Annotated in this window: 19 protein-coding genes; 5 read left to right on the forward strand and 14 right to left on the reverse strand. The window is 61.9% G+C overall.

Annotation, left to right across the window (positions count from 1 at the left end; translation table 11 throughout):
• Both aguB and AC06G5_RS19440 read right to left on the reverse strand, forming a co-directional pair.
• Positions 1-909 carry an N-carbamoylputrescine amidase gene (gene aguB / locus AC06G5_RS19435; RefSeq protein ID WP_413704459.1) on the reverse strand — a complete coding sequence of 303 codons (909 nt, stop codon included), beginning with the start codon at positions 907-909 and terminating at the stop codon, positions 1-3.
• A gap of 4 nt (positions 910-913) precedes the next feature.
• Positions 914-1,966 carry an agmatine deiminase family protein gene (locus AC06G5_RS19440; RefSeq protein ID WP_480458119.1) on the reverse strand — a complete coding sequence of 351 codons (1,053 nt, stop codon included), beginning with the start codon at positions 1,964-1,966 and terminating at the stop codon, positions 914-916.
• 134 nt (positions 1,967-2,100) lie between these two features.
• On the opposite strand from AC06G5_RS19440, the gene AC06G5_RS19445 reads away from it, so the two are divergent.
• Positions 2,101-2,976 (forward strand): LysR substrate-binding domain-containing protein, encoded by an 876-nt coding sequence (locus AC06G5_RS19445; RefSeq protein WP_413428279.1) that lies wholly within the window; start codon positions 2,101-2,103, stop codon positions 2,974-2,976.
• Here the strand turns inward: AC06G5_RS19445 and AC06G5_RS19450 are convergent, their stop codons facing one another.
• From AC06G5_RS19450 to AC06G5_RS19465, 4 genes are all read right to left on the reverse strand, one after another.
• Positions 2,977-3,366, reverse strand: coding sequence for a c-type cytochrome (locus AC06G5_RS19450; RefSeq protein WP_413428280.1), 390 nt, complete (start codon positions 3,364-3,366; stop codon positions 2,977-2,979). It lies immediately after the preceding gene.
• A 173-nt stretch (positions 3,367-3,539) separates the two neighbouring features.
• Positions 3,540-3,935: a DUF1801 domain-containing protein gene (locus tag AC06G5_RS19455; protein WP_413428281.1), complete on the reverse strand. Its 396-nt coding sequence runs from the start codon at positions 3,933-3,935 to the stop codon at positions 3,540-3,542.
• A 62-nt stretch (positions 3,936-3,997) separates the two neighbouring features.
• A complete protein-coding gene (locus tag AC06G5_RS19460; RefSeq protein WP_413428282.1) occupies positions 3,998-4,441 on the reverse strand; it encodes an arsenate reductase ArsC in 444 nt (147 codons plus the stop codon).
• Positions 4,442-4,464: 23 nt separating this feature from the next.
• Positions 4,465-5,394, reverse strand: a complete 930-nt coding sequence (locus AC06G5_RS19465; RefSeq protein WP_413704457.1) for a Ppx/GppA phosphatase family protein — start codon at positions 5,392-5,394, stop codon at positions 4,465-4,467.
• Between the two features lie 177 nt (positions 5,395-5,571).
• Here AC06G5_RS19465 and ppk2 point away from each other — a divergent pair, with 177 nt between their 5' ends.
• Entirely contained in the window at positions 5,572-6,489 is a 918-nt protein-coding gene (gene ppk2, locus AC06G5_RS19470) for a polyphosphate kinase 2 (protein WP_413426589.1), read from the forward strand.
• 170 nt (positions 6,490-6,659) lie between these two features.
• On the opposite strand, the gene AC06G5_RS19475 is transcribed toward ppk2, so the two are convergent.
• The 3 genes from AC06G5_RS19475 to AC06G5_RS19485 form a co-directional block, all read right to left on the reverse strand.
• Positions 6,660-6,998 (reverse strand): hypothetical protein, encoded by a 339-nt coding sequence (locus AC06G5_RS19475; protein ID WP_413426591.1) that lies wholly within the window; start codon positions 6,996-6,998, stop codon positions 6,660-6,662.
• A 64-nt stretch (positions 6,999-7,062) separates the two neighbouring features.
• Complete coding sequence (locus tag AC06G5_RS19480; protein ID WP_413426593.1) at positions 7,063-7,725, reverse strand: ATPase; 663 nt, start codon at positions 7,723-7,725, stop codon at positions 7,063-7,065.
• 188 nt (positions 7,726-7,913) lie between these two features.
• Entirely contained in the window at positions 7,914-8,249 is a 336-nt protein-coding gene (locus tag AC06G5_RS19485) for a hypothetical protein (protein ID WP_085718368.1), read from the reverse strand.
• 216 nt (positions 8,250-8,465) lie between these two features.
• On the opposite strand from AC06G5_RS19485, the gene AC06G5_RS19490 reads away from it, so the two are divergent.
• Positions 8,466-8,783, forward strand: coding sequence for an NIPSNAP family protein (locus AC06G5_RS19490; protein WP_413426595.1), 318 nt, complete (start codon positions 8,466-8,468; stop codon positions 8,781-8,783).
• A 1-nt stretch (position 8,784) separates the two neighbouring features.
• Here the strand turns inward: AC06G5_RS19490 and AC06G5_RS19495 are convergent, their stop codons facing one another.
• The 5 genes from AC06G5_RS19495 to speB all read right to left on the reverse strand — a co-directional run bounded on the left by AC06G5_RS19495 (position 8,785) and on the right by speB (position 15,644).
• The gene (locus tag AC06G5_RS19495) at positions 8,785-9,243 is read right to left on the reverse strand and encodes a GNAT family N-acetyltransferase (RefSeq protein WP_413426597.1); all 459 of its coding nucleotides are present in this window, start codon (positions 9,241-9,243) and stop codon (positions 8,785-8,787) included.
• A 211-nt stretch (positions 9,244-9,454) separates the two neighbouring features.
• On the reverse strand, positions 9,455-11,143 hold the full coding sequence (betA, locus tag AC06G5_RS19500; protein WP_413426664.1) for a choline dehydrogenase: 1,689 nt from the start codon (positions 11,141-11,143) through the stop codon (positions 9,455-9,457).
• Between the two features lie 17 nt (positions 11,144-11,160).
• On the reverse strand, positions 11,161-12,735 hold the full coding sequence (locus tag AC06G5_RS19505; RefSeq protein WP_413704456.1) for a purine-cytosine permease family protein: 1,575 nt from the start codon (positions 12,733-12,735) through the stop codon (positions 11,161-11,163).
• A 333-nt stretch (positions 12,736-13,068) separates the two neighbouring features.
• Complete coding sequence (locus AC06G5_RS19510; RefSeq protein ID WP_413704455.1) at positions 13,069-14,580, reverse strand: aldehyde dehydrogenase family protein; 1,512 nt, start codon at positions 14,578-14,580, stop codon at positions 13,069-13,071.
• Between the two features lie 65 nt (positions 14,581-14,645).
• Positions 14,646-15,644 carry an agmatinase gene (speB, locus tag AC06G5_RS19515; protein WP_413426603.1) on the reverse strand — a complete coding sequence of 333 codons (999 nt, stop codon included), beginning with the start codon at positions 15,642-15,644 and terminating at the stop codon, positions 14,646-14,648.
• Between the two features lie 151 nt (positions 15,645-15,795).
• Here speB and AC06G5_RS19520 point away from each other — a divergent pair, with 151 nt between their 5' ends.
• Both AC06G5_RS19520 and AC06G5_RS19525 read left to right on the forward strand, forming a co-directional pair.
• Complete coding sequence (locus tag AC06G5_RS19520) at positions 15,796-16,710, forward strand: LysR family transcriptional regulator (protein ID WP_413426605.1); 915 nt, start codon at positions 15,796-15,798, stop codon at positions 16,708-16,710.
• Between the two features lie 69 nt (positions 16,711-16,779).
• Positions 16,780-18,288 (forward strand): sigma-54-dependent transcriptional regulator, encoded by a 1,509-nt coding sequence (locus AC06G5_RS19525; RefSeq protein ID WP_413704454.1) that lies wholly within the window; start codon positions 16,780-16,782, stop codon positions 18,286-18,288.
• The last annotated feature ends 42 nt before the right edge of the window (positions 18,289-18,330 follow it).

An 18,330-nucleotide genomic window follows, 5' to 3' on the forward strand; every position in this document is an offset into this window, starting at 1 on the left:
TCACACCCCTTGGGTTGCCCAGCGTGAATGGATCTGACGACCGTCCTGGGTCAACAAGGCGCCGTACATTTCCGGACGGCGATCGCGGTAGATGCCCCAGGTCAGGCGGTCTTCGCGCATGGCCGCCAGGTCCAGGCTGTGGACCAGCACGCCGGTGCTGTCGCGGTCGGCTTCGGCGAGCAACTTGCCCTTGTGGTTGCAGATGAACGACGAGCCATAGAAGCTCATTTGCAGGGTCGGGTCGGTGGTCGCCGCTTCCCGGCCGACACGGTTGGCGGCCACCACCGGCAGCAGGTTGGCGGCGGCGTGGCCGCGCATGGTCATCTGCCAGTGATCGCGCGAATCCAGGGTGGCGCAGCCAGGCTCGGAGCCGATGGCCGTGGGGAACAGCAGCACTTCGGCGCCCATCAGGGCCAGGCAGCGGGCGGTTTCGGGAAACCACTGATCCCAGCAGATGCCCAGGCCGATGCGCCCGAACGCGGTGTCCCAGACCCGGAAACCGCTGTCGCCGGGGCTGAAGTATTCCTTCTCCTGATAGCCGATGGCGTTGGGGATATGGGTCTTGCGGTACACACCCAACAGGCGCCCGTCGGCGTCGGCCACGCTCAATGAATTGAAGTACGCATTGCCGGCCTTCTCGTACCAGCTCAGCGGCAGCACCACACCCAATTCCCGGGCCAGCGCGGCGAAGCGCTTGAGCACGTGGCTGTCGCGGTACTCCTCGGCCAGCGCCAGGTGCTTGTGGTGTTGCTCGATGCAGAAATACGGCGTGGCGAACAGCTCCTGCAGCAGGATGACCTGCGCGCCCTTGGCCGCGGCCTCGCGGACCAGTTGCTCGGCCTGGTCGAGGTTGTGTCTGAGGTCCCAGGTGCAGGGCATCTGGGTAGTGGCGATAGTCAGCAGTGTCATGGCATCAACCCCGCACCGGCCAGGCCGGCTGTTGCTGGGTGATGCAATGCACACCGCCGCCGCCATGGGCCAGATGGTTGATCCGCACCGGCACCACTTCGCGCCCCGGGAATGCCTGCGCCAGCACTTCGGCCGCGACGTTGTCGGCATCGATGCCATAGGCCGGCATGATGATCGCACCGTTGGCGATGTAGAAATTGGTGTAGGAAGCGCAGAACACTTCGGCCTCGGTGTCCACCGCGTCGGTGGCTTCATAGAGTTCGATCAGCTCGAACTTGCGACCCTGGGCGTCGGTGGCCAATTCCAGGGCGCGGCGGTTCTCGCGGGCCACTTCGGCGTACACCGATTGCTTGTCGTGGGTCGCGTCCACCAGCAACACGCCGGGACGGGCAAACGCGCACACGCCATCGACGTGGCCGTCGGTCATGTCGCCGGTCACGTAGTCCGGGTCGCCCGGCAGCCAGATGGTTTTCTTCACGCCCAGCAAGCGGGTGAAGATCTCTTCGATCTCGGCCTTGGTCACGCCCGGATTGCGATTGGGGTTGAGCAACACCGACTCGGTGGTGATCAGCGTGCCCTCGCCGTCCACGTGAATGGCGCCGCCCTCGTTGCTCAGCGCCGTACCGAAACACTCCAGCCCCAACTGGTTGAGCGCGCGACGGGCCAGGCTTTCGTCCAGATCGTGGGCCGACTTGCCGCCCCAGGCATTGAAGCGCCAGCTCACACCGGCCAGGCCTTGCTGCGGGTGGCAGACGAAGCTCGGGCCGGAGTCACGGCACCAGCTGTCGTTGACCGCCAGTTCGATCAACTCGATGTTCGGTCCGCACAAGGCTTTGGCACTGGCGACCGCTGACGGGTCGACCACCAGTTTCACCGGCTCAAAACGGGCGATGGCGTTGGCCACGCGGGCGAAGTCCTCCTGGACCTGTGGCAGTGTCACCCGCCAGCCTGACTCCCAAAGGGTCTTGTTGTGCGGCCAGACCATCCAGGTGGCGGCGTGGGTGACCCACTCGGCTGGCATCATCCAACCGCTGTTTTGAATTGCGTTCTGCTGCATGACAAGTACCTCTAAGTTAAGTCATTGTGTTCAATGAAAACGGCCTTGGCGGTCTTTGCATGCATGCTACGGCTGGAAAAACGGGCAAACAAACGATGGATTTTGCAGGCAACTGATTAGAGGAACTTATCGATATGCTCAAACACTGGCCGCCCCTGAGCACCCTGCGCGGCTTCGAAGCCGCCGCCCGGCTGGGCAGTTTTCATAAGGCCGCCGAAGAGTTGCACCTCACCCAATCGGCGATCAGCCAGCAGATCCGTAGCCTTGAGGCTTACCTTGAACAACCGCTGTTCTATCGCAGCGGGCGCAGCGTCAGCCTGACCGATGCCGGTCACGATCTGCTGAGCACCACCCAGGCGTTGTTGCAGCAACTGGCGGTGGGCATTCGCCGGCTGGGGCAATACCAGAAGCCCAATCAACTGGTGCTCAACACCACCCCGGCGTTTGCCCGGCACTGGTTGTTGCCGCGCCTGGGGGATTTTCGTCGGCAGCATCCGCAGGTCGACCTTTGGGTTTTCAGCACTAATGAAGTGCCGGACATGGCCAGCCAGACCATCGACCTGGCGGTGCGCGACGACATCAGCTCCCAGGCCGAATGCAGTTTCAAGGTGCTGCACGCCGACCGCCTCTACCCGGCGTGTCACCCGAGCCTGCTGGCCGTGCCCGTGGAACAGCGCACCACCCTGCATGGCGAGCGGGAAATGGACTGGAGCCACTGGGCGGTGGAATCGGGAATTGATGTGGGGCAGATGGATCAGGGGCTGAATTTTTCCGATCCGGGTTTACTGCTGGACGCGGCCTGCACCGGGCTCGGCATTGCGCTGGTGAGCCAGTTGCTGAGTCGGCAGGCACGGGCCACCGGGCTGTTGCAGCCGATGGTGGAGCAAACCATCCGCGGCCCGAACTGGGCACTGCTGACGCACCGTGACAGCGAGAACATCCCGATGGCGCGGGCCTTCACCGAGTGGCTGGTGGACAACCTGGCGGCCGACCAGCAGGCCACCGCGTGATTATTGCGCCGGGAAGGTTTGCAGGTAGGCGAGCAGGTCTTCGATTTTTTCCGGGTCACTGAGGCCCCAGAAAATCATGCGAGTGCCGGGGACGACTTTCTTCGGTGCTTCGAGGTAGGCGATCAGGGTTTCGCGGTCCCAGACCAGGTTGGCTGATTTCATCGCATCGGAATACACGTAGTCCGTGGTCACGGCGGAATGGCGACCGATCACGCCATTGAGCTGCGGGCCAAAGAAGGCGCGAGCCCCTTCGCCGATCTGATGGCAGCCGCTGCAGAGGCGCTTGAACACTTTCTCCCCGGCTTGTGCATCGCCTGCGGCAAGGGCGGGTATGCTGAACAGACCAGCGGTGAGCGCCGAGGCGAGGGTCAGTGCTGTGAGTTTCTTCATGTTCCATTTCCAGTCTGCGATTGCTCGCTATTGGAACATGACCGGCAATGATGTGCATTCCCTGTGGGAGCGGGCTTGCTCGCGAAGGCGGTCAACCCGCCACCTGCGATGTTGGAGGTGATGGCCTCTTCGCGAGCAAGCCCGCTCCCACAGAAGGGGATCTGTGTGCTGGCTTACTTTTTGGATCGGGATGTATTGAGCTCGATTGCCGCCTGAATCAACGCCTCCAGGGCCTTTTCATCGATTTGCTCACCCTCGCGGATATCGATCGCACGCCGCGTATTGCCTTCAAGGCTGGCGTTGAACAGCTTCGACGGATCGTCCAGCGAAGCGCCCTTGGCGAAGGTCATCTTCACCACTTGTTTGTACGTCTCGCCGGTGCAAATGATGCCGGCACGGGACCACACCGGCACGCCCCGCCACTTCCACTCTTCAATCACTTGCGGGTCGGCCTGGCGGATGATCCTGCGGATGCGGGCCAGGGTTTCGCCGCGCCAGTCGGCCAGTTCGCGGATTCGCTCGTCGATCAGCGCCGAGGCTTCATTTGAGTCAACCTTTTCCGTTTGCATACCCGCCTCCACCTTCTTCATGAGGGTTGTGACCGATGAGGGTAGACGGTGTTCGAAGCTTTTCAGGAATCGCTGACTGACGGCGCCTGGGCCACGTGTCGGGTTTTCACCATGACGAACATTTTGATGCGGTCGCCGATTTCCTGAAGGGTATGGCGGAACGGGTCGTGCCTTTCGCTGGTGGTCGGGTCTTCGAAACTCCAGACGATCACCTCACCGCTAAACGGCATGCGCGAGGCCTCTTCGGAGGACTTGTCGCACAGGGTGATGACGTAGTCGAACACCTGGCCTTCGAAATCCTCGAGGGACTTGCTGCGCAAGCCGCTGGCATCGACATTGATGTGTTCAAGGGATTCGAAGGTGCGCGGGTCGATCTCGGTGGCCTCAAGCCCGGCGCTGTAAGCCTGGAAGTCGGCAGGGTCGGTGTGGCGAAGCAAGGCTTCGGCCATGGGTGAGCGGACATCGTTTCTGGCACAGACGAACAGCACTCGACGGGGGTCGGTCATGGGTTTACCTCGGCTGGCAGGTTTCAGTGTTTGCTCATCAATCCGTGCAGCACGCCGAACCGCAAACCCGGTTCAGACGCAATCATATGCGTGATCCCGAACACCTTGAACGCCGCCAGCATCACCACCAGACCACCGGGCAGAATGCTCAGGCGGTGGGTGGGCAAACCCGCCAACTTCAGGTGTTTCACATGTTTGACTTCCAGCAGGCGCAACGACAGGCGCAACAGGCCGCCGTAGGTGATGCCGCTTTGACCGTCGTCATTGAGGCCATTGGCCTTGAGCACCTTGGCCAGCATCCGCGCCGTGCCTGAGGAACCGATCGCCTGCTGCCAGCCCATGGCCCGGTAACGCCGGGCAATGCGTTCGAATTGCACCGTGGCTGCGCGTTCGGCCTCCAGCAGCGCTTCGGCCACGATCCGCCCGCCGTGGAAGTAATGCGCACCGAAGGTTCCGCTGCCGATGGCAATGCTCTCGGTGACCAGCAACCGGTCGCCACGGCCGATGATCATTTCCGTGGAGCCGCCGCCGATATCCACCACCAGCCGCGTGCTTTGCGCCGGCAAGGTGTGGGCCACGCCGGCGTAGACCAGTTGCGCCTCTTCGTGACCAGAAATGACGTCGATGCGAAAGCCCAGGTGGCGCTCGGCGCTGGCCAGGAACAGCGGCGCGTTGTCCGCTTCGCGCACGGCACTGGTGGCCACCGCCCGCACGCGCCCGGCCTCGAAACCGCGCAATTTCTTGCCGAATCGCGCCAGCGCCTGCCAACCCCGGTCCAGCGCCAGCTCATCGAGTGCCCCGCCCTGCAGGCCTTCGGCCAGACGCACCGGCTCACGCAGGGTCTTCACTTCCTGGATGACCATCTGCTGGTTCCGTCGCACCGACTGGCCAATCATCATGCGAAACGCATTGGAGCCCAGGTCGATGGCGGCAAACAGCGGGGCGTCTTTCATACGGGGTTCCTTGCACATTCATCTGCCGGCAGGCTGGCGGCCGCCGGGGACTCAAGACGGATTGCGAGGATCTTGCCATTGCTTCGATGACACCCGGATGACAACGCTGGGCATCACCACTTCGTAACAAACTGTGACTAACGTCGGCTGTGCCACCCATGACGCGAGTGTCTCACCATGCTTTCCAATCAGGACACCTTGATCCAGCGCATCCACCGCGAGCTGCTCGATATCAGTGACGAAGAGCTGGAACTGGAATTATCGGAAGACGGACACAACCTGGACGCACTGTTCGATGAACACATCGAGGATGGCAGCGAGAAAGAAGCCCGGCGCCGTTACTTCGCCGAACTGTTTCGCCTGCAAGGCGAACTGGTGAAATTGCAGAGCTGGGTGGTGAAAACCGGGCACAAAGTGGTGATTTTGTTCGAAGGCCGCGATGCCGCCGGCAAGGGTGGCGTGATCAAGCGCATCACCCAGCGCCTCAACCCCCGGGTTTGCCGGGTGGCCGCCCTGCCCGCACCCAATGACCGCGAACGCACGCAGTGGTATTTCCAGCGCTATGTATCGCACTTGCCCGCTGCCGGGGAAATCGTGCTGTTCGACCGCAGCTGGTACAACCGCGCCGGGGTCGAAAAGGTCATGGGGTTCTGCAATGACGACCAGTACGAGGAATTCTTTCGCACCGTGCCGGAGTTCGAGCGCATGCTCGCCCGCTCCGGCATCCAGCTGATCAAGTACTGGTTCTCGATTTCCGACCAGGAACAGAACCTGCGTTTTCTCAGCCGCATTCACGATCCGCTCAAGCAGTGGAAACTCAGCCCCATGGACCTGGAGTCGCGCCGCCGCTGGGAGGCCTATACCAAGGCCAAGGAAATCATGCTCGAACGCACCCACATCGCCGAAGCGCCCTGGTGGGTGGTGCAGGCCGACGACAAGAAGAAGGCCCGACTCAACTGCATTCATCACCTGCTCAGCCAGATGCCTTATGAAGAAGTCGAGTTGCCCACGATCGAATTGCCGCAGCGTGTGCGCCAGAAAGACTATTCGCGGGTGCCGGTACCGCAGGAAATCATCGTGCCGGAGATTTACTGAACACTCATGAATCAGCGGTGCCCTGCTTGGCGATGAGCAGGGTTACCCGATGAAAGGCCATCAATCCGTCATCGAATCGTCATGTACCAGGCGCCATACTCAGGCCATCCAATGCGTGCTTTAACTTTCTGCTGCCTCTCCCGGCGGCTTTTTTTTGCCTGAAATTGTGCTTACAGACATTCCTGCGCCGCTCGCTCGAACGTCGACGGCACGAACGCCGACGCCAGCAGCTTGCGCTCGTACAGGAACACCTTGCCACCATTCGAGGCCTTGTAGGTTTCGAGCACGTTGTCCGCCGCCACTTTGCTCGGGACGACGATCCGGTAGCTGCGCTGGGTCTGCGACACCGTTGGGTTGAGCGCATCGTGCTGCAACTTCGGCACCACGCAATGGGTGTATTCCTCAGGCGACTTGCTGGTCTGCAAGGTCAGCGTCGGATCGTTCGGTGTGGCACAACCGGCCAGCAGCAACGGGGCGAATACCAGGGTTGGGGCGAAAAAAGTGCGCATGAATCAGGTCCTGAAAAGAAATCCACGGTTCGGGTTGCCCGCCGCTCAATGGACGCCGGGCCAATTAATTTGTCGTAGCGGTCAATCCGGCGGTTACCAGCGCCTTCAACGACGCATCGAACTGTTTCAGTGCAGTCAGTTGCAGGTCGCGTTGCTGTTCGATTTGCGCGGCAATCTCGGGCGCGGCCTTGTCGTGTACCCACACCGACGGCAGTTGTTTCTCCACCGCGCCTTCGGCCTTGCCGATGTATTGCAGATTGGCGTCGTAGAACCGCGCGGCGAAACGCGCCTCGACCCGGTCGTTACGCTGGGTCAGCAATTGGTTGTGGGTATCGAGCATCACCACCACATCCGGGTGGGCCTGCACCAGGGCATCGAGGTTGTCGTAGACCGTCACCGACAGGAAGGTGTGGTGCAGCGAACTCATCAGCCAGTCGATGGCCAGGTCCGGATCTGAGCTGTTGACGAACGCCTGGCGAATCCGCGCATCCAGTGCGTTCTTCGCGCCGTTCACCGCGACCGAGTGGTATTGCTCAAGGTATTGCAGGTTTTCCAGGGTGTTTTCGCTGTAGAGCACCCCGACCGTCTGCCCGTATTGCAGCCCGCCCTGGCTCCCGGTGATGGGCGGCAAATGGCAGTCGCGCGCGCCCTCGGCGTAGGCCGATGCGGTGGATGCAACACTGCCCAGCAACAGGGCAATCACAGCCAGTCGGGTCAACATTTTCATCGCGCAGGTTCCTTGAGCAGCGTATTCAATGCAGGCGATTTTCCGCCTTTGCACAAAAAACAGAACTTGCGATTCTTGATGGTGACTATTGACTGAACCGATAGTGCGGGGCCGCCGACGTCAACCAGCGACAAGCACTTTGTGGCGAGGGAGCTTGCTCCCTCGCCACTGGGGGCACGTTCGTGTGCTTATTGAACGTTCTTCAGCTTGACCACATCGCCGGAGATTTTGGTGGTGTAACCGGTCAGAACCCACGCCCAGAACCAGCGTTCCTGCACCTGAGTGTTGATCATGGCGTCACCGCCCCTGGCCTTGATCGCCTCGTCCTGCGCACGCACGAAACGGCTGTTCTGACGGATCGGAATGACGCCGAACAGCAACAGGCCAGTGGCGCTCGCTTCGCTATGGCCCAGGACGGTGTACTGACTGCTGTCGTAATGCTGGGTATTCATGGGAGCACTGTTGCAACCGGCAAGCACCAGACCGAACAGGGTTACCGCGGCCACTTTACTGAGATATTTCACTGAAGACTCCATTGGAAAACGCCCGGGATCCATCTCTCGGACGGCGCGCATTCTAACGAAAATGATGGCCTATTGACATTGTCTCCATGGTAAAAACAGTCCACCCAAGGCATCCGGCGAAAATTCACCGGTCAAAGTCGCGTTCGCTGCTGTGCCGCGCACCGGATGCACATTAGAGTGACGACGGTCCTGAGCACCTCAATCAAGGAGAGAGAAATGGTCACTTGCTACCTGAAATACGTACTCGATCCCTACCAGCTCGACGCCTTCGAGCACTACGGCAAATTGTGGATTCCCCTGGTGGAAAAATTCGGCGGCCAGCACCACGGCTACTTTTTGCCGTCCGAAGGCGCCAACAACATCGCCATCGCCTTGTTTACCTTCCCCAGCCTGGCGGCGTACGAGCATTACCGGCAGCAGTCGATGAACGATCCGCAGTGCCTCGCGGCGTTCAAATATGCCGAAGAGAAGAAATTCATCCTCAGCTACGAGCGTTCATTCATGCGGCCGGTATTTGGCGAACAGGATCGCTGATTCAGTCTTTTTTCAGATCCAGGCAATAGGTGTAGTAACCGGGGTCACGCACCCAGCCCAGGGATTCGTACAAACGCTGGGCGGTGAAGTTGTCGGTGGCGGTTTCCAGGGTCATGCCTTTGCCGCCGGCCAGCTTGGCAAAGTCCCGGGCGGTGTTCATCAGCAATGTGCCGACGCCTTTGCCCCGGGCGGCGGGCGTAGTGAACAGGTCACCCAGCAGCCAGGTGCGGTGCGCGTCGATGGAGGAAAAGGTCGGGAACAGCTGGACGAAGCCGAGGTTTTCGCCGTCGCTGTCCCGGGCAAGAAAGATCACCGATTCGTCCCGGGCAATGCGCTCGGCGATGAAGGCGCGCGATTGCGCCAGGTTCGACGGCTGCTCGTAGAACATCCGGTAGGCGTCAAACAAAGGGGCGATCTGGTCGATATGCGATGCGTCGGCGCGCAGGGCCTGTATAGCCATGAGGGTGCTCCATTGCGGTCTCAAGGAATTACAGACTAGCAATGGCGACGGAACTGCGGGGTAAAACTTTCTGAATTCACCGCCGTCCACTGTGGGAGCGGGCTTGCTCGCGAAGAGGTCGTGTCAGTCGACATAAATGTTGAATGACACACCGCTTTCGCGAGCAAGCCCGCTCCCACACTGAGTTCCCACATTGGATCGCGGGTTGCGGTCAGACCCGCACGTTACGCCCCGGCAGCGAAGTACGCTGGCTGCTCTCCCAGCCTTCGACCAGCCCCACCGGTACATCCGACGCCGGCAACATCTGCACGCCACGCACCAGATCGGCGGCGCGTTCGGCGAGCATGATGGTCGGTGCATTGAGGTTGCCGTTCGGCTCGGTCGGGAACACCGACGAATCGATCACCCGCAGACCGGCGATGCCATGTACGCGCAATTGGGAATCGACCACCGCCATGTCGTCCTCGCCCATGCGGCACGAACCGCAGGGATGGTAGGTGCTTTCCAGGTTGTCGCGCACGAAGGCGTCGAGGTCTTCGTCGCTGGTCACCTGCGCGCCCGGGGCGATTTCGCCGTCGCGGAAACGGTCCATGGCTTTCTGGCCGATGATCTCGCGGGTCAGGCGGATACAGCGGCGGAAACCTTCGCGATCCTCTTCCCGCTCCAGGTAGTTGAAACGGATTTCCGGATGCTCGTACGGGTCGGCCGAACGAACCCGCACATAGCCGCGACTTTTCGGTTTGTTCGGCCCGGTAAGCACCATGAAGCCGTGGCCCTTGATCGGCTTGTTGCCGTCGTAGCGCATCGCTGCCGGCAGGAAGTGGAACTGGATGTCCGGCCAGCGCAGGCCCTTCTCGGAGCGGATGAAACCACCGGCCTCGAAGTGGTTGGTGGCGCCCAGGCCGTCCTTGAACAGCAGCCAGCGCAGACCGATCATCAGTTTGCTCAGCGGGTCCATCTTGCTGTTGAGGGTCACCGGTTCCTTGCAGCCGAACTGGATGTACACCTCGGCGTGATCCTGCAGGTTCTCCCCTACTCCCGGCAGGTCATGGCGTATGCCGATCCCGGCCTTGCGCAGGACGTGCGCCGGGCCGATGCCCGAGCGTTGCAGCAGGTGCGGCGAGCCGATCGGCCCGGACGAGATGAGCACTTCGCGGTTGCAATACACCTGATGGGTCTGGCCACCCTGGTCATACATGACCCCGACCGCACGCTTGCCTTCGAGGATGACCTGCCGCGTCATCGCATGGGTGATCACCGTCAGGTTCGGCCGGCCCATGGCCGGGCGCAGGTACGCGTTGGCGGTGGAGCAGCGCACGCCATTCTTCACGGTCATGTGCATGGCACCGAAGCCTTCCTGCATGTAGCCGTTGCAGTCTTCGGTCTTGATGTAGCCCGCCTCCGCACCGGCTTCGACCCAGGCACCGTACAGCGGGTTTTTCATGTGGTTGCCGTTGGTGGTGTGCAGCGGCCCGGTTTGCCCGCGGTAGCTGTCGCCACCCGATTCATAGCTCTCGGCGCGCTTGAAGTACGGCAGGCAGTTGCGATAGCCCCAGCCTTCAGCGCCCAGGGATTCCCACTCATCAAAGTCCAGCGCATGGCCACGGATGTACACCAGGCCGTTGATCGACGACGATCCGCCCAGCACCTTGCCCCGTGGGCAGTGAATGCGCCGGCCGTTGAGGTAAGTCTCCGGCTCGGTCTCGTAGCGCCAGTTGTACTTCTTGGTGTTCATCGGGATCGAGAAGGCACTGGGCATCTGGATCACTACGCTCTTGTCGCTGCCGCCGAATTCCAGGACCAGCACCGAGGTGGCCGGGTCTTCGCTCAGGCGGTTGGCCAACACACAACCTGCCGATCCTGCGCCAATGATGATGTAGTCGTATTTTTGCGTTGCCATTTTTTGCGTGGTCATGACTATCTCCCGACCGTCGATTCAGTGAATACCGGCAGTGGTTGCTGCTTGTGGGTCAGCGTGTCGCCGGTGGTGTATTGCGGGGAGGTCTTTTCGATCTGCTGGATAACCGCTTCTTCGCGCTTGAGGTCGATCGAGCGGCTCAGCCAGTAGTACGCCAGTCCCGACACGATCAGCCCGACCAGCCAGGCAATGTCGATGCTGCCTAGCGCCTTGGCGAGCGGGCCGACATACACCTCGCGCTGTTCAACGCCATCGAAGATGTAGAAGAACGGGATCATCGAGACAAAACCGATGGCATAGGCGGCGATACCGCGCAGTCCCCAGCTGCCATAGATGTTGCCGTGGGGCATGAAGAAGTGCGGGATGGCGTAGCGGCCCTTGCGCACGAAGAAGTAGTCGGTGAGGTTGACCGAGGTCCAGGGCACCAGGAAGTACAGCATCACCACCAGGTAGATCCCCAGCACCGACAGGCCTTTGCCGGAACTCTGGATGCTCAGGGCCACGCCCAGTTGCAGCAGGATCACGAAGCCGATGGCGAGGATGCGAGCCTTGCGCGTCGGTTCGATGTGCCTGATCGAGTCGACGCAGGTCAGCGTGGTCAGCTTGGCGCTGTAGATGTTCATCGCGATCACCGGCAGGAACGCCAGGATGGTGACCACCACCACCGCCGTGCCCACCAGCGGCGACACGGTGTTGCCGACTTGCCCGAGGGCGACCAGCACGTCAGTGGAGTGCAGGTGATCGGCCAACCAGCCGCCTACCGAAATCATCCACGCACCGGACAGTGAAGCCCCGAGGAACACCACCGCGATCAACTTGCCGCTGGACGTGTTCTTTGGCAGGTAGCGCGAGTAGTCCGACACATAAGGCGCATAGGCAATGTTGTAACTGGCGGCTGCGGCAAACTGCGCGATGAAACCGGTCCAGTTGAAACCCAGTGGCGCCGGGGCCGCTTCACCCGCCGCCAGCGCCGGCATGGCCGCGTCCGGCACCCAACCCATCAACACTGCCACGGTCACCAGGCCATACAGCGGCAGCGACAGGAACAACGCCCATTTGAAGCTGCGGTGCATCCAGTCATGGCCGAGAATCGCCAGCACCGCCGCCGGTATGGTCACCGCCACCGCGATCACCGCCGGGTTGAACCCGAACAGTGTGTGCAGCCCCTGCATCATCAGCACCAGGTTGACGATGTTGAAGCCGGCGAACACGAACAGCGTCGCCAGCAATACCAGGATCACCCCGCGATAACCGAACTGCGCACGGGACTGGATCATCTGCGGCAGGCCAAGGTGCGGGCCTTGCGAGCCGTGAAACGCCATGAACAGCGTGCCGAACATGATGCCCAGCGTGCCGGCGAGCGTGGTCCAGAGCGCGGTCAGGCCGACGCTTGGGCCAACGAAGCCGATGGTCATGGTGAAGAAGGTGAAATTGCCGAGGAACCAGAACGGGCCCTGGCTCGACAGTTTGTCGGTGCGCTCGTTCTCGGGGATGAAGTCGATCGAATGCCCCTCGACGACGGATTTTTCGTCGAGGGCGGACACGCTCGTGGCGGACTTGGCGTTAGTGTTCATGACGGACTCTTATTGTTGGAAGATCATGACGAGATAACCGCGTTCTTTTCGCGCGTCCGTGCCGATTAATTTGTAGGAGCGAGCCTGCTCGCGATGGTAGCCAACGATAACGCTGGCAACCTGACACCCCGTGTTGCTCCTGGGTTCATCGCGAGCGAGCTCGCTCCTACAGGGATTGAGTTCACTCGTGCCTACCTGGCGTTGTTGCTGAAACCGTACCGGACTGTAGGAGCGAGCTTGCTCGCGATGGTCGTCAACGATAACGCTGGCAACCTGACACCCCGCGGTGTTCCCGGGTTCATCGCGAGCGAGCTCGCTCCTACAGAGGGCGGGTCAGCCTGGCAGCGTGATCCACACCGCCTTGGTTTCGAGCAGGTAATCGAGCTGCTCGGCGCCCAGGTCCTTGCCGAATCCGGACTGCTTGTAGCCACCGAACGGCATCGACGGATCGAGGGTGCCGTGGGCGTTGACGTAGACCGAGCCGGCCTTGAGGCGCGGGATCAGGCTGTGCACTTTCCCGAGGTCGTTGGAATACAGTGCGGCAGCCAGGCCATAAGGCGAGTCGTTGGCCAGGGCCAGTGCCTCTTCTTCATCGTCGAACGGTGCGGTGACCAGCACCGGGCCGAAGATCTCTTCCTGGACAATGCGCATGTCGTTGCGGCAGTGGGCGAAGATGGTCGGCTCGACGAAGAAGCCTGGGCCATCGACCGGTTGGCCGCCGTAGACCAGCTCGGCGCCTTCGGCCTTGCCGGTTTCGATGTACTCGGTCACGCGCTGCTTCTGCAGGGCCGAGACCAGCGGGCCGATGAAGCAGTCCGGGTCCAGGCCCGGGGCCATTTTCAGGGTGCGTGTGTAGGCGATCAGCTCACGCAGGAATTCGTCGTAGACGCTGCTATGAATATAGGCCCGCGTACCGGCGTCGCATACCTGCCCGGAGTTGAAAAACACGCCGTTGGCGACCGCTTGGGCGGCGGCCGGGATGTCGGCGTCGGCGCAAACGATGACCGGTGATTTACCACCGAGTTCGAGGGTCAGGCGCTTCATGTCATCCAGCGCTGCGCGGCCGACAGTCTGGCCGACCGGGGTCGAACCGGTGAAGGTCAGTTTGTCGATGCCGGGGTGGGTAGCCATGGCCGCACCGACCACGCTGCCACGCCCGGTGACGATGTTGATCACGCCGTCGGGGATGCCCGCTTCCTGCACCAGTTCAGCGAAGCGCAGGGCCGACAGCGAGGTCAGCTCGGCGGGCTTGACCACCACGGTGCAACCGGTGGCGAGCGCCGCGCCGAGTTTCCAGGCCATGGTCTGCAGCGGGAAGTTCCACGGCACGATGGCGCCGACGACGCCCACCGCTTCCTTGCGGGTATAGGCCAGGTAGTTGCCCGGCAGCGAAGGCTCGACGGTACGCCCATGCAGTTTGGTGGCCCAACCGGCGAAGTAACGCAGGGTATCCACGGTGCCCTGGATGTCCACGTCCCTGGCAAAGGCCACGGACTTGCCCATGTCGATCGATTCGATTTGCGCCAGTTCGGCGGCGTTCTGCTCGATCAGGTCGGCCAGGCGTTGCATCATCCGCTCGCGCTCGGCCGGTTTGGCCTGACGCCAGGCGCCGCCGTCGAACTGGGCGCGCGCGGCTTGTACGGCGCGGTCCAGGTCATCGACGGTACCCATGGGAATGCGGGTGAGCAGGCCTTCGGTCGAGGGTTCGATAACATCGGAGGTTTCGCCGTTGCCGGACTCGACCCAGGCGCCGCCGATGAACATTTTCTGGACCTTGCCGAGGAAGGTCTGGGTGGCTTCGCTGACGCCGAACTTCTGCAGGTAATTTTTGACGATCGTGTCCATTTTTGTTCTCTCTGCCCGGCAGACAGGTCCTGCCGGGTCACTGGTTTCGATGATCGGAAAGGCTGTCAGACCGGAACGGCTTCACTCTCGGCGGCCCGCACCTTGCCCCGCTCGTGGAAGATGAAACCGATGCTGTTGAGCAGCAGTTGCGCGGCGAGAATCGAGGTCATGCCGGTCGGGTCGTAGACCGGTGCCACTTCCACCAGGTCCATGCCGACGATGTTGCCTTTGCTGCGCTTGGCCAGGGCCTGGATGATTTCCAGCACTTCGTAGTAGAGGAAGCCGCCGTGGCTCGGGGTGCCGGTGCCGGGGGCGATGGACGGGTCGAAACCGTCGATGTCGATGGTGATGTAGTAGTTGATGTTCTGCGGGATCAGCGCCAGCACACCCTCGACGCCGAGGCGACGCACGTCGCGCACCGAGAGGATTTTCGAGCCGGCTTCGTGGGCTGCCTCATAGTCATCACGGTTGGAGGACGACACGTTGCGAATGCCCATCTGGGTCATGCCGACAATGTGATTCATTTCCGAGGCGCGGCGCAGCGGGTTGCCGTGGCCGTAGCGAACACCGTGGCGCTCGTCGACGAAGTCCAGGTGCGCATCGAAGTGAATGATGTGGATCGGGCCACGCCCTTCGAAAGCCTTGATCACCGGCGCGTGCACCGAGTGATCACCGCCGAGCACCACCGGCATCACGCCGGCATCGAGGATCTTGCGCACGGCGTATTCGGTGTTCTTGTTGCTGGTGGCCATGTCGGTGTGGACGATGTCGGCATCACCGACGTCGACCATGCGCACATCCGATGCGGTGAGGTACATCACGTCATCTTCGTGATCGTAGGCGCCGGCATGGCCGAAGGAAAACAGCGTCGATGCTTCACGAATCCCTCGTGGTCCGAAGCGTGCGCCGGAGCGCCACTGGGTGCCCATGTCGTTGGGCACGCCAAGTACCGCGACGTCGGCATCCAGTGCATCCCAATCGGTGCACACCGGGGATTTGCCAAAGGTGCAATGACCCACGAATGGCAGGTTCAGGCGACCGGATTCATAACCGTTGTTCGACATTTCTAGCCTCTCCACTTCTTGTTATCGGCCTGGCGGACTGCAAGGCGACCGCCGTTGGAAAGACTATGGGCGCAGGTTTTCGTGGAAAAAATGCTAAACATCAGATACTCATATCGGCATTACCGATGCATCCCCATGCCGGAGGTCCCCGATGATCCAGCTGCACGATGTCGACCTGAAACTGCTCAGGGTGTTTGCCACGATTGTGCGCTGCGGCGGCTTCTCGGCCGCGCAGGCAGCGTTGAATGCCGGGCAGTCGACCATCAGCGAACAGATGACCCACCTGGAAACCCGGCTCGGGGTCAAACTCTGCCAGCGCGGGCGCAGTGGCTTTCGCCTGACCGAACAAGGCGTGGCGATTCATGAAGCCACCCAGCGCCTGCTGTCGGCGGTGGAGAATTTCTGTATGGACGCCGACGTGCTCAAGCAGCACATCAGCGGCAAGCTCAACCTGGGGATCATCGACACCACGATTACCGACCCCGACTCGCCGATTCCGCGCACCACCCAGCGCTTCGTCTCCCGCGGGCATGACGTGCACCTGAACGTGTACGTCGGCACCCCGGCAGAACTCGAAGAACGGGTGCTCGACGGCCGCCTGCACCTGGCTATCGGGCACTTCCCGATCCATGTGCCGGGCCTGTTGCAATCGCCGCTGTACCAGGAAGCCCTGGGCTTGTATTGCGGCCGGCGACACCCGTTGTTCGGCAGCCAGGCCGAGGGCGCCGAGCTGCTCGAAGAGGTCGGCGCGGGGCGCATCGTCGTGCGTGGCTACATGCAGCAATACGACCTGGAACACCTGGGTATCACCAAGGCGGCGGCCACCGTGGACAACATCGAGGCGTCGGCCATCCTGATCATCTCCGGCGCCTATGTGGGCTTCCTGCCCGAGCACTTCGCCAGCCAGTGGGTCAAGAGCGGCGAGATGCATCAACTGGCACCCGCGAGCCTGCGCCTGAAGTCGCCGTTCGATGTGATCACCCGGCGCGGCACGGCACCGCCGCCGATCCTGCAGGCGTTCCTTGAGGACCTGGCCGCCAGCGCCCGTAAAACCGCCAAGCCCTGATGTGACGCTCGCCAAATTCAAATTTTGCCGGGCATACTGATTTTAGTTCGCCAACCTTGCAGGCCCGTCATGCGCATCCACGTCACCTTCATCGACCGCGTCGGAATCACCCAGGAAGTGCTGGCCCTGCTCGGTGGACGCAGTTTCAATCTGGACGCCGTCGAGATGGTGCCGCCGAACGTCTACATCGACGCCCCGACCCTCGGCGCCGACGTGCTCGAAGAACTGCGAGAGGCACTTTTCGACGTACGCGGCGTGCAAGCGGTGACCATGGTCGACATCCTTCCGGGGCAACGCCGGCGCCTGCAACTGGACGCCTTGCTGGCAGCGAGTTCCGACCCGGTGCTGGCGGTGGATGACCGTGGACATGTGCTGCTGGCCAACCCGGCGCTGATCGCCCTCTGCGGACGCGAACCGGCCGGTGAATCGCTGACCGCGCTGTTCGACGATGCCGACTTGCAACGCACCTTGATCGATCACCATTTCCGCCTGCCTATGCACGAGGTCAGTCTCGGTGGCCAGACGTTTCTTCTCGATGCAATGCCGATCACCGACGCCGGCGCCCTGCTCACCCTGTATCAACCCAATCGCATCGGTGAACGCCTGTCGGCGCTGCACCACGACCATGCCGAAGGCTTCGATGCGCTGCTCGGCGAATCACCGCCGATCCGCGCGCTCAAGGCGCGTGCGCAACGGGTGGCGGCCCTCGATGCGCCGCTGTTGATCCAGGGTGAAACCGGCACCGGCAAGGAGCTGGTGGCCCGCGCCTGCCACGCCATCAGCCCACGGCACGACGCGCCGTTCCTGGCCCTGAACTGCGCGGCACTGCCGGAGAGTCTGGCCGAGAGCGAGCTGTTCGGCTACGCCCCCGGCGCCTTCACCGGCGCGCAACGGGGTGGCAAGCTCGGCCTGCTGGAACTGGCCGACCAGGGCACGGTGTTCCTCGATGAAGTCGGGGAAATGTCACCGTACTTGCAAGCCAAGTTGCTGCGTTTTCTGAGTGATGGCTGCTTCCGTCGGGTGGGTGGCGACAAGGAGGTGCGGGTCAATGTGCGGGTACTCAGTGCGACCCACCGTGACCTGGAAAAAATGGTCGCCGAAGGGCGTTTTCGCGAAGACCTGTTCTACCGCCTCAACGTGCTCAACCTGCAAGTACCGCCGTTGCGCGAGCGCGGTCACGACATCCTGTTGATGGCCAATCACTTCATGCAACAGGCCTGTGCACAGATCCAGCGACCGGCGTGTCGTCTGGCACCGAGTACCTTCGGCGCCCTGCTCGGCAACCGCTGGCCGGGCAACGTGCGGCAACTGCAAAACGTGATCTTTCGCGCGGCGGCGATTTGCGAAAATCCGCTGGTGGACATCGACGACCTCGACATCGCCCGCACCGCTGTTGAACGGCAAAACGACGGCGAAGTCGGCAGCCTGGAAGAGGCTGTGGGCGACTTTGAAAAGAACCTGCTGGAACAGCTTTATCGCAGCTACCCGTCCAGCCGCTTGCTCGCTGCACGGTTGCAGACGTCCCATAGCGCGATTGCGATTCGCCTGCGCAAATACGGGATTCCCGCCAAACCCTGAACCTGGCTCGGTCAAAATTGTGGGAGCGGGCTTGCTCGCGAA

The sequence above is a fragment of the Pseudomonas sp. WT-JTC genome, assembly GCF_056711565.1.

Coding starts and splice junctions, on each gene's coding strand:
- betA (WP_413426664.1), bottom strand. CDS start 11,143: ATGGCAACGCAAAAATACGACTACATCATCATTGGCGCAGGATCGGCA.
- AC06G5_RS19480 (WP_413426593.1), bottom strand. CDS start 7,725: ATGAAAATGTTGACCCGACTGGCTGTGATTGCCCTGTTGCTGGGCAGT.
- AC06G5_RS19490 (WP_413426595.1), top strand. CDS start 8,466: ATGGTCACTTGCTACCTGAAATACGTACTCGATCCCTACCAGCTCGAC.
- speB (WP_413426603.1), bottom strand. CDS start 15,644: ATGTCGAACAACGGTTATGAATCCGGTCGCCTGAACCTGCCATTCGTG.
- AC06G5_RS19505 (WP_413704456.1), bottom strand. CDS start 12,735: ATGAACACTAACGCCAAGTCCGCCACGAGCGTGTCCGCCCTCGACGAA.
- AC06G5_RS19520 (WP_413426605.1), top strand. CDS start 15,796: ATGATCCAGCTGCACGATGTCGACCTGAAACTGCTCAGGGTGTTTGCC.
- AC06G5_RS19445 (WP_413428279.1), top strand. CDS start 2,101: ATGCTCAAACACTGGCCGCCCCTGAGCACCCTGCGCGGCTTCGAAGCC.
- AC06G5_RS19510 (WP_413704455.1), bottom strand. CDS start 14,580: ATGGACACGATCGTCAAAAATTACCTGCAGAAGTTCGGCGTCAGCGAA.
- AC06G5_RS19475 (WP_413426591.1), bottom strand. CDS start 6,998: ATGCGCACTTTTTTCGCCCCAACCCTGGTATTCGCCCCGTTGCTGCTG.
- aguB (WP_413704459.1), bottom strand. CDS start 909: ATGACACTGCTGACTATCGCCACTACCCAGATGCCCTGCACCTGGGAC.
- AC06G5_RS19460 (WP_413428282.1), bottom strand. CDS start 4,441: ATGACCGACCCCCGTCGAGTGCTGTTCGTCTGTGCCAGAAACGATGTC.
- ppk2 (WP_413426589.1), top strand. CDS start 5,572: ATGCTTTCCAATCAGGACACCTTGATCCAGCGCATCCACCGCGAGCTG.
- AC06G5_RS19525 (WP_413704454.1), top strand. CDS start 16,780: ATGCGCATCCACGTCACCTTCATCGACCGCGTCGGAATCACCCAGGAA.
- AC06G5_RS19495 (WP_413426597.1), bottom strand. CDS start 9,243: ATGGCTATACAGGCCCTGCGCGCCGACGCATCGCATATCGACCAGATC.
- AC06G5_RS19465 (WP_413704457.1), bottom strand. CDS start 5,394: ATGAAAGACGCCCCGCTGTTTGCCGCCATCGACCTGGGCTCCAATGCG.
- AC06G5_RS19450 (WP_413428280.1), bottom strand. CDS start 3,366: ATGAAGAAACTCACAGCACTGACCCTCGCCTCGGCGCTCACCGCTGGT.
- AC06G5_RS19455 (WP_413428281.1), bottom strand. CDS start 3,935: ATGCAAACGGAAAAGGTTGACTCAAATGAAGCCTCGGCGCTGATCGAC.
- AC06G5_RS19440 (WP_480458119.1), bottom strand. CDS start 1,966: ATGCAGCAGAACGCAATTCAAAACAGCGGTTGGATGATGCCAGCCGAG.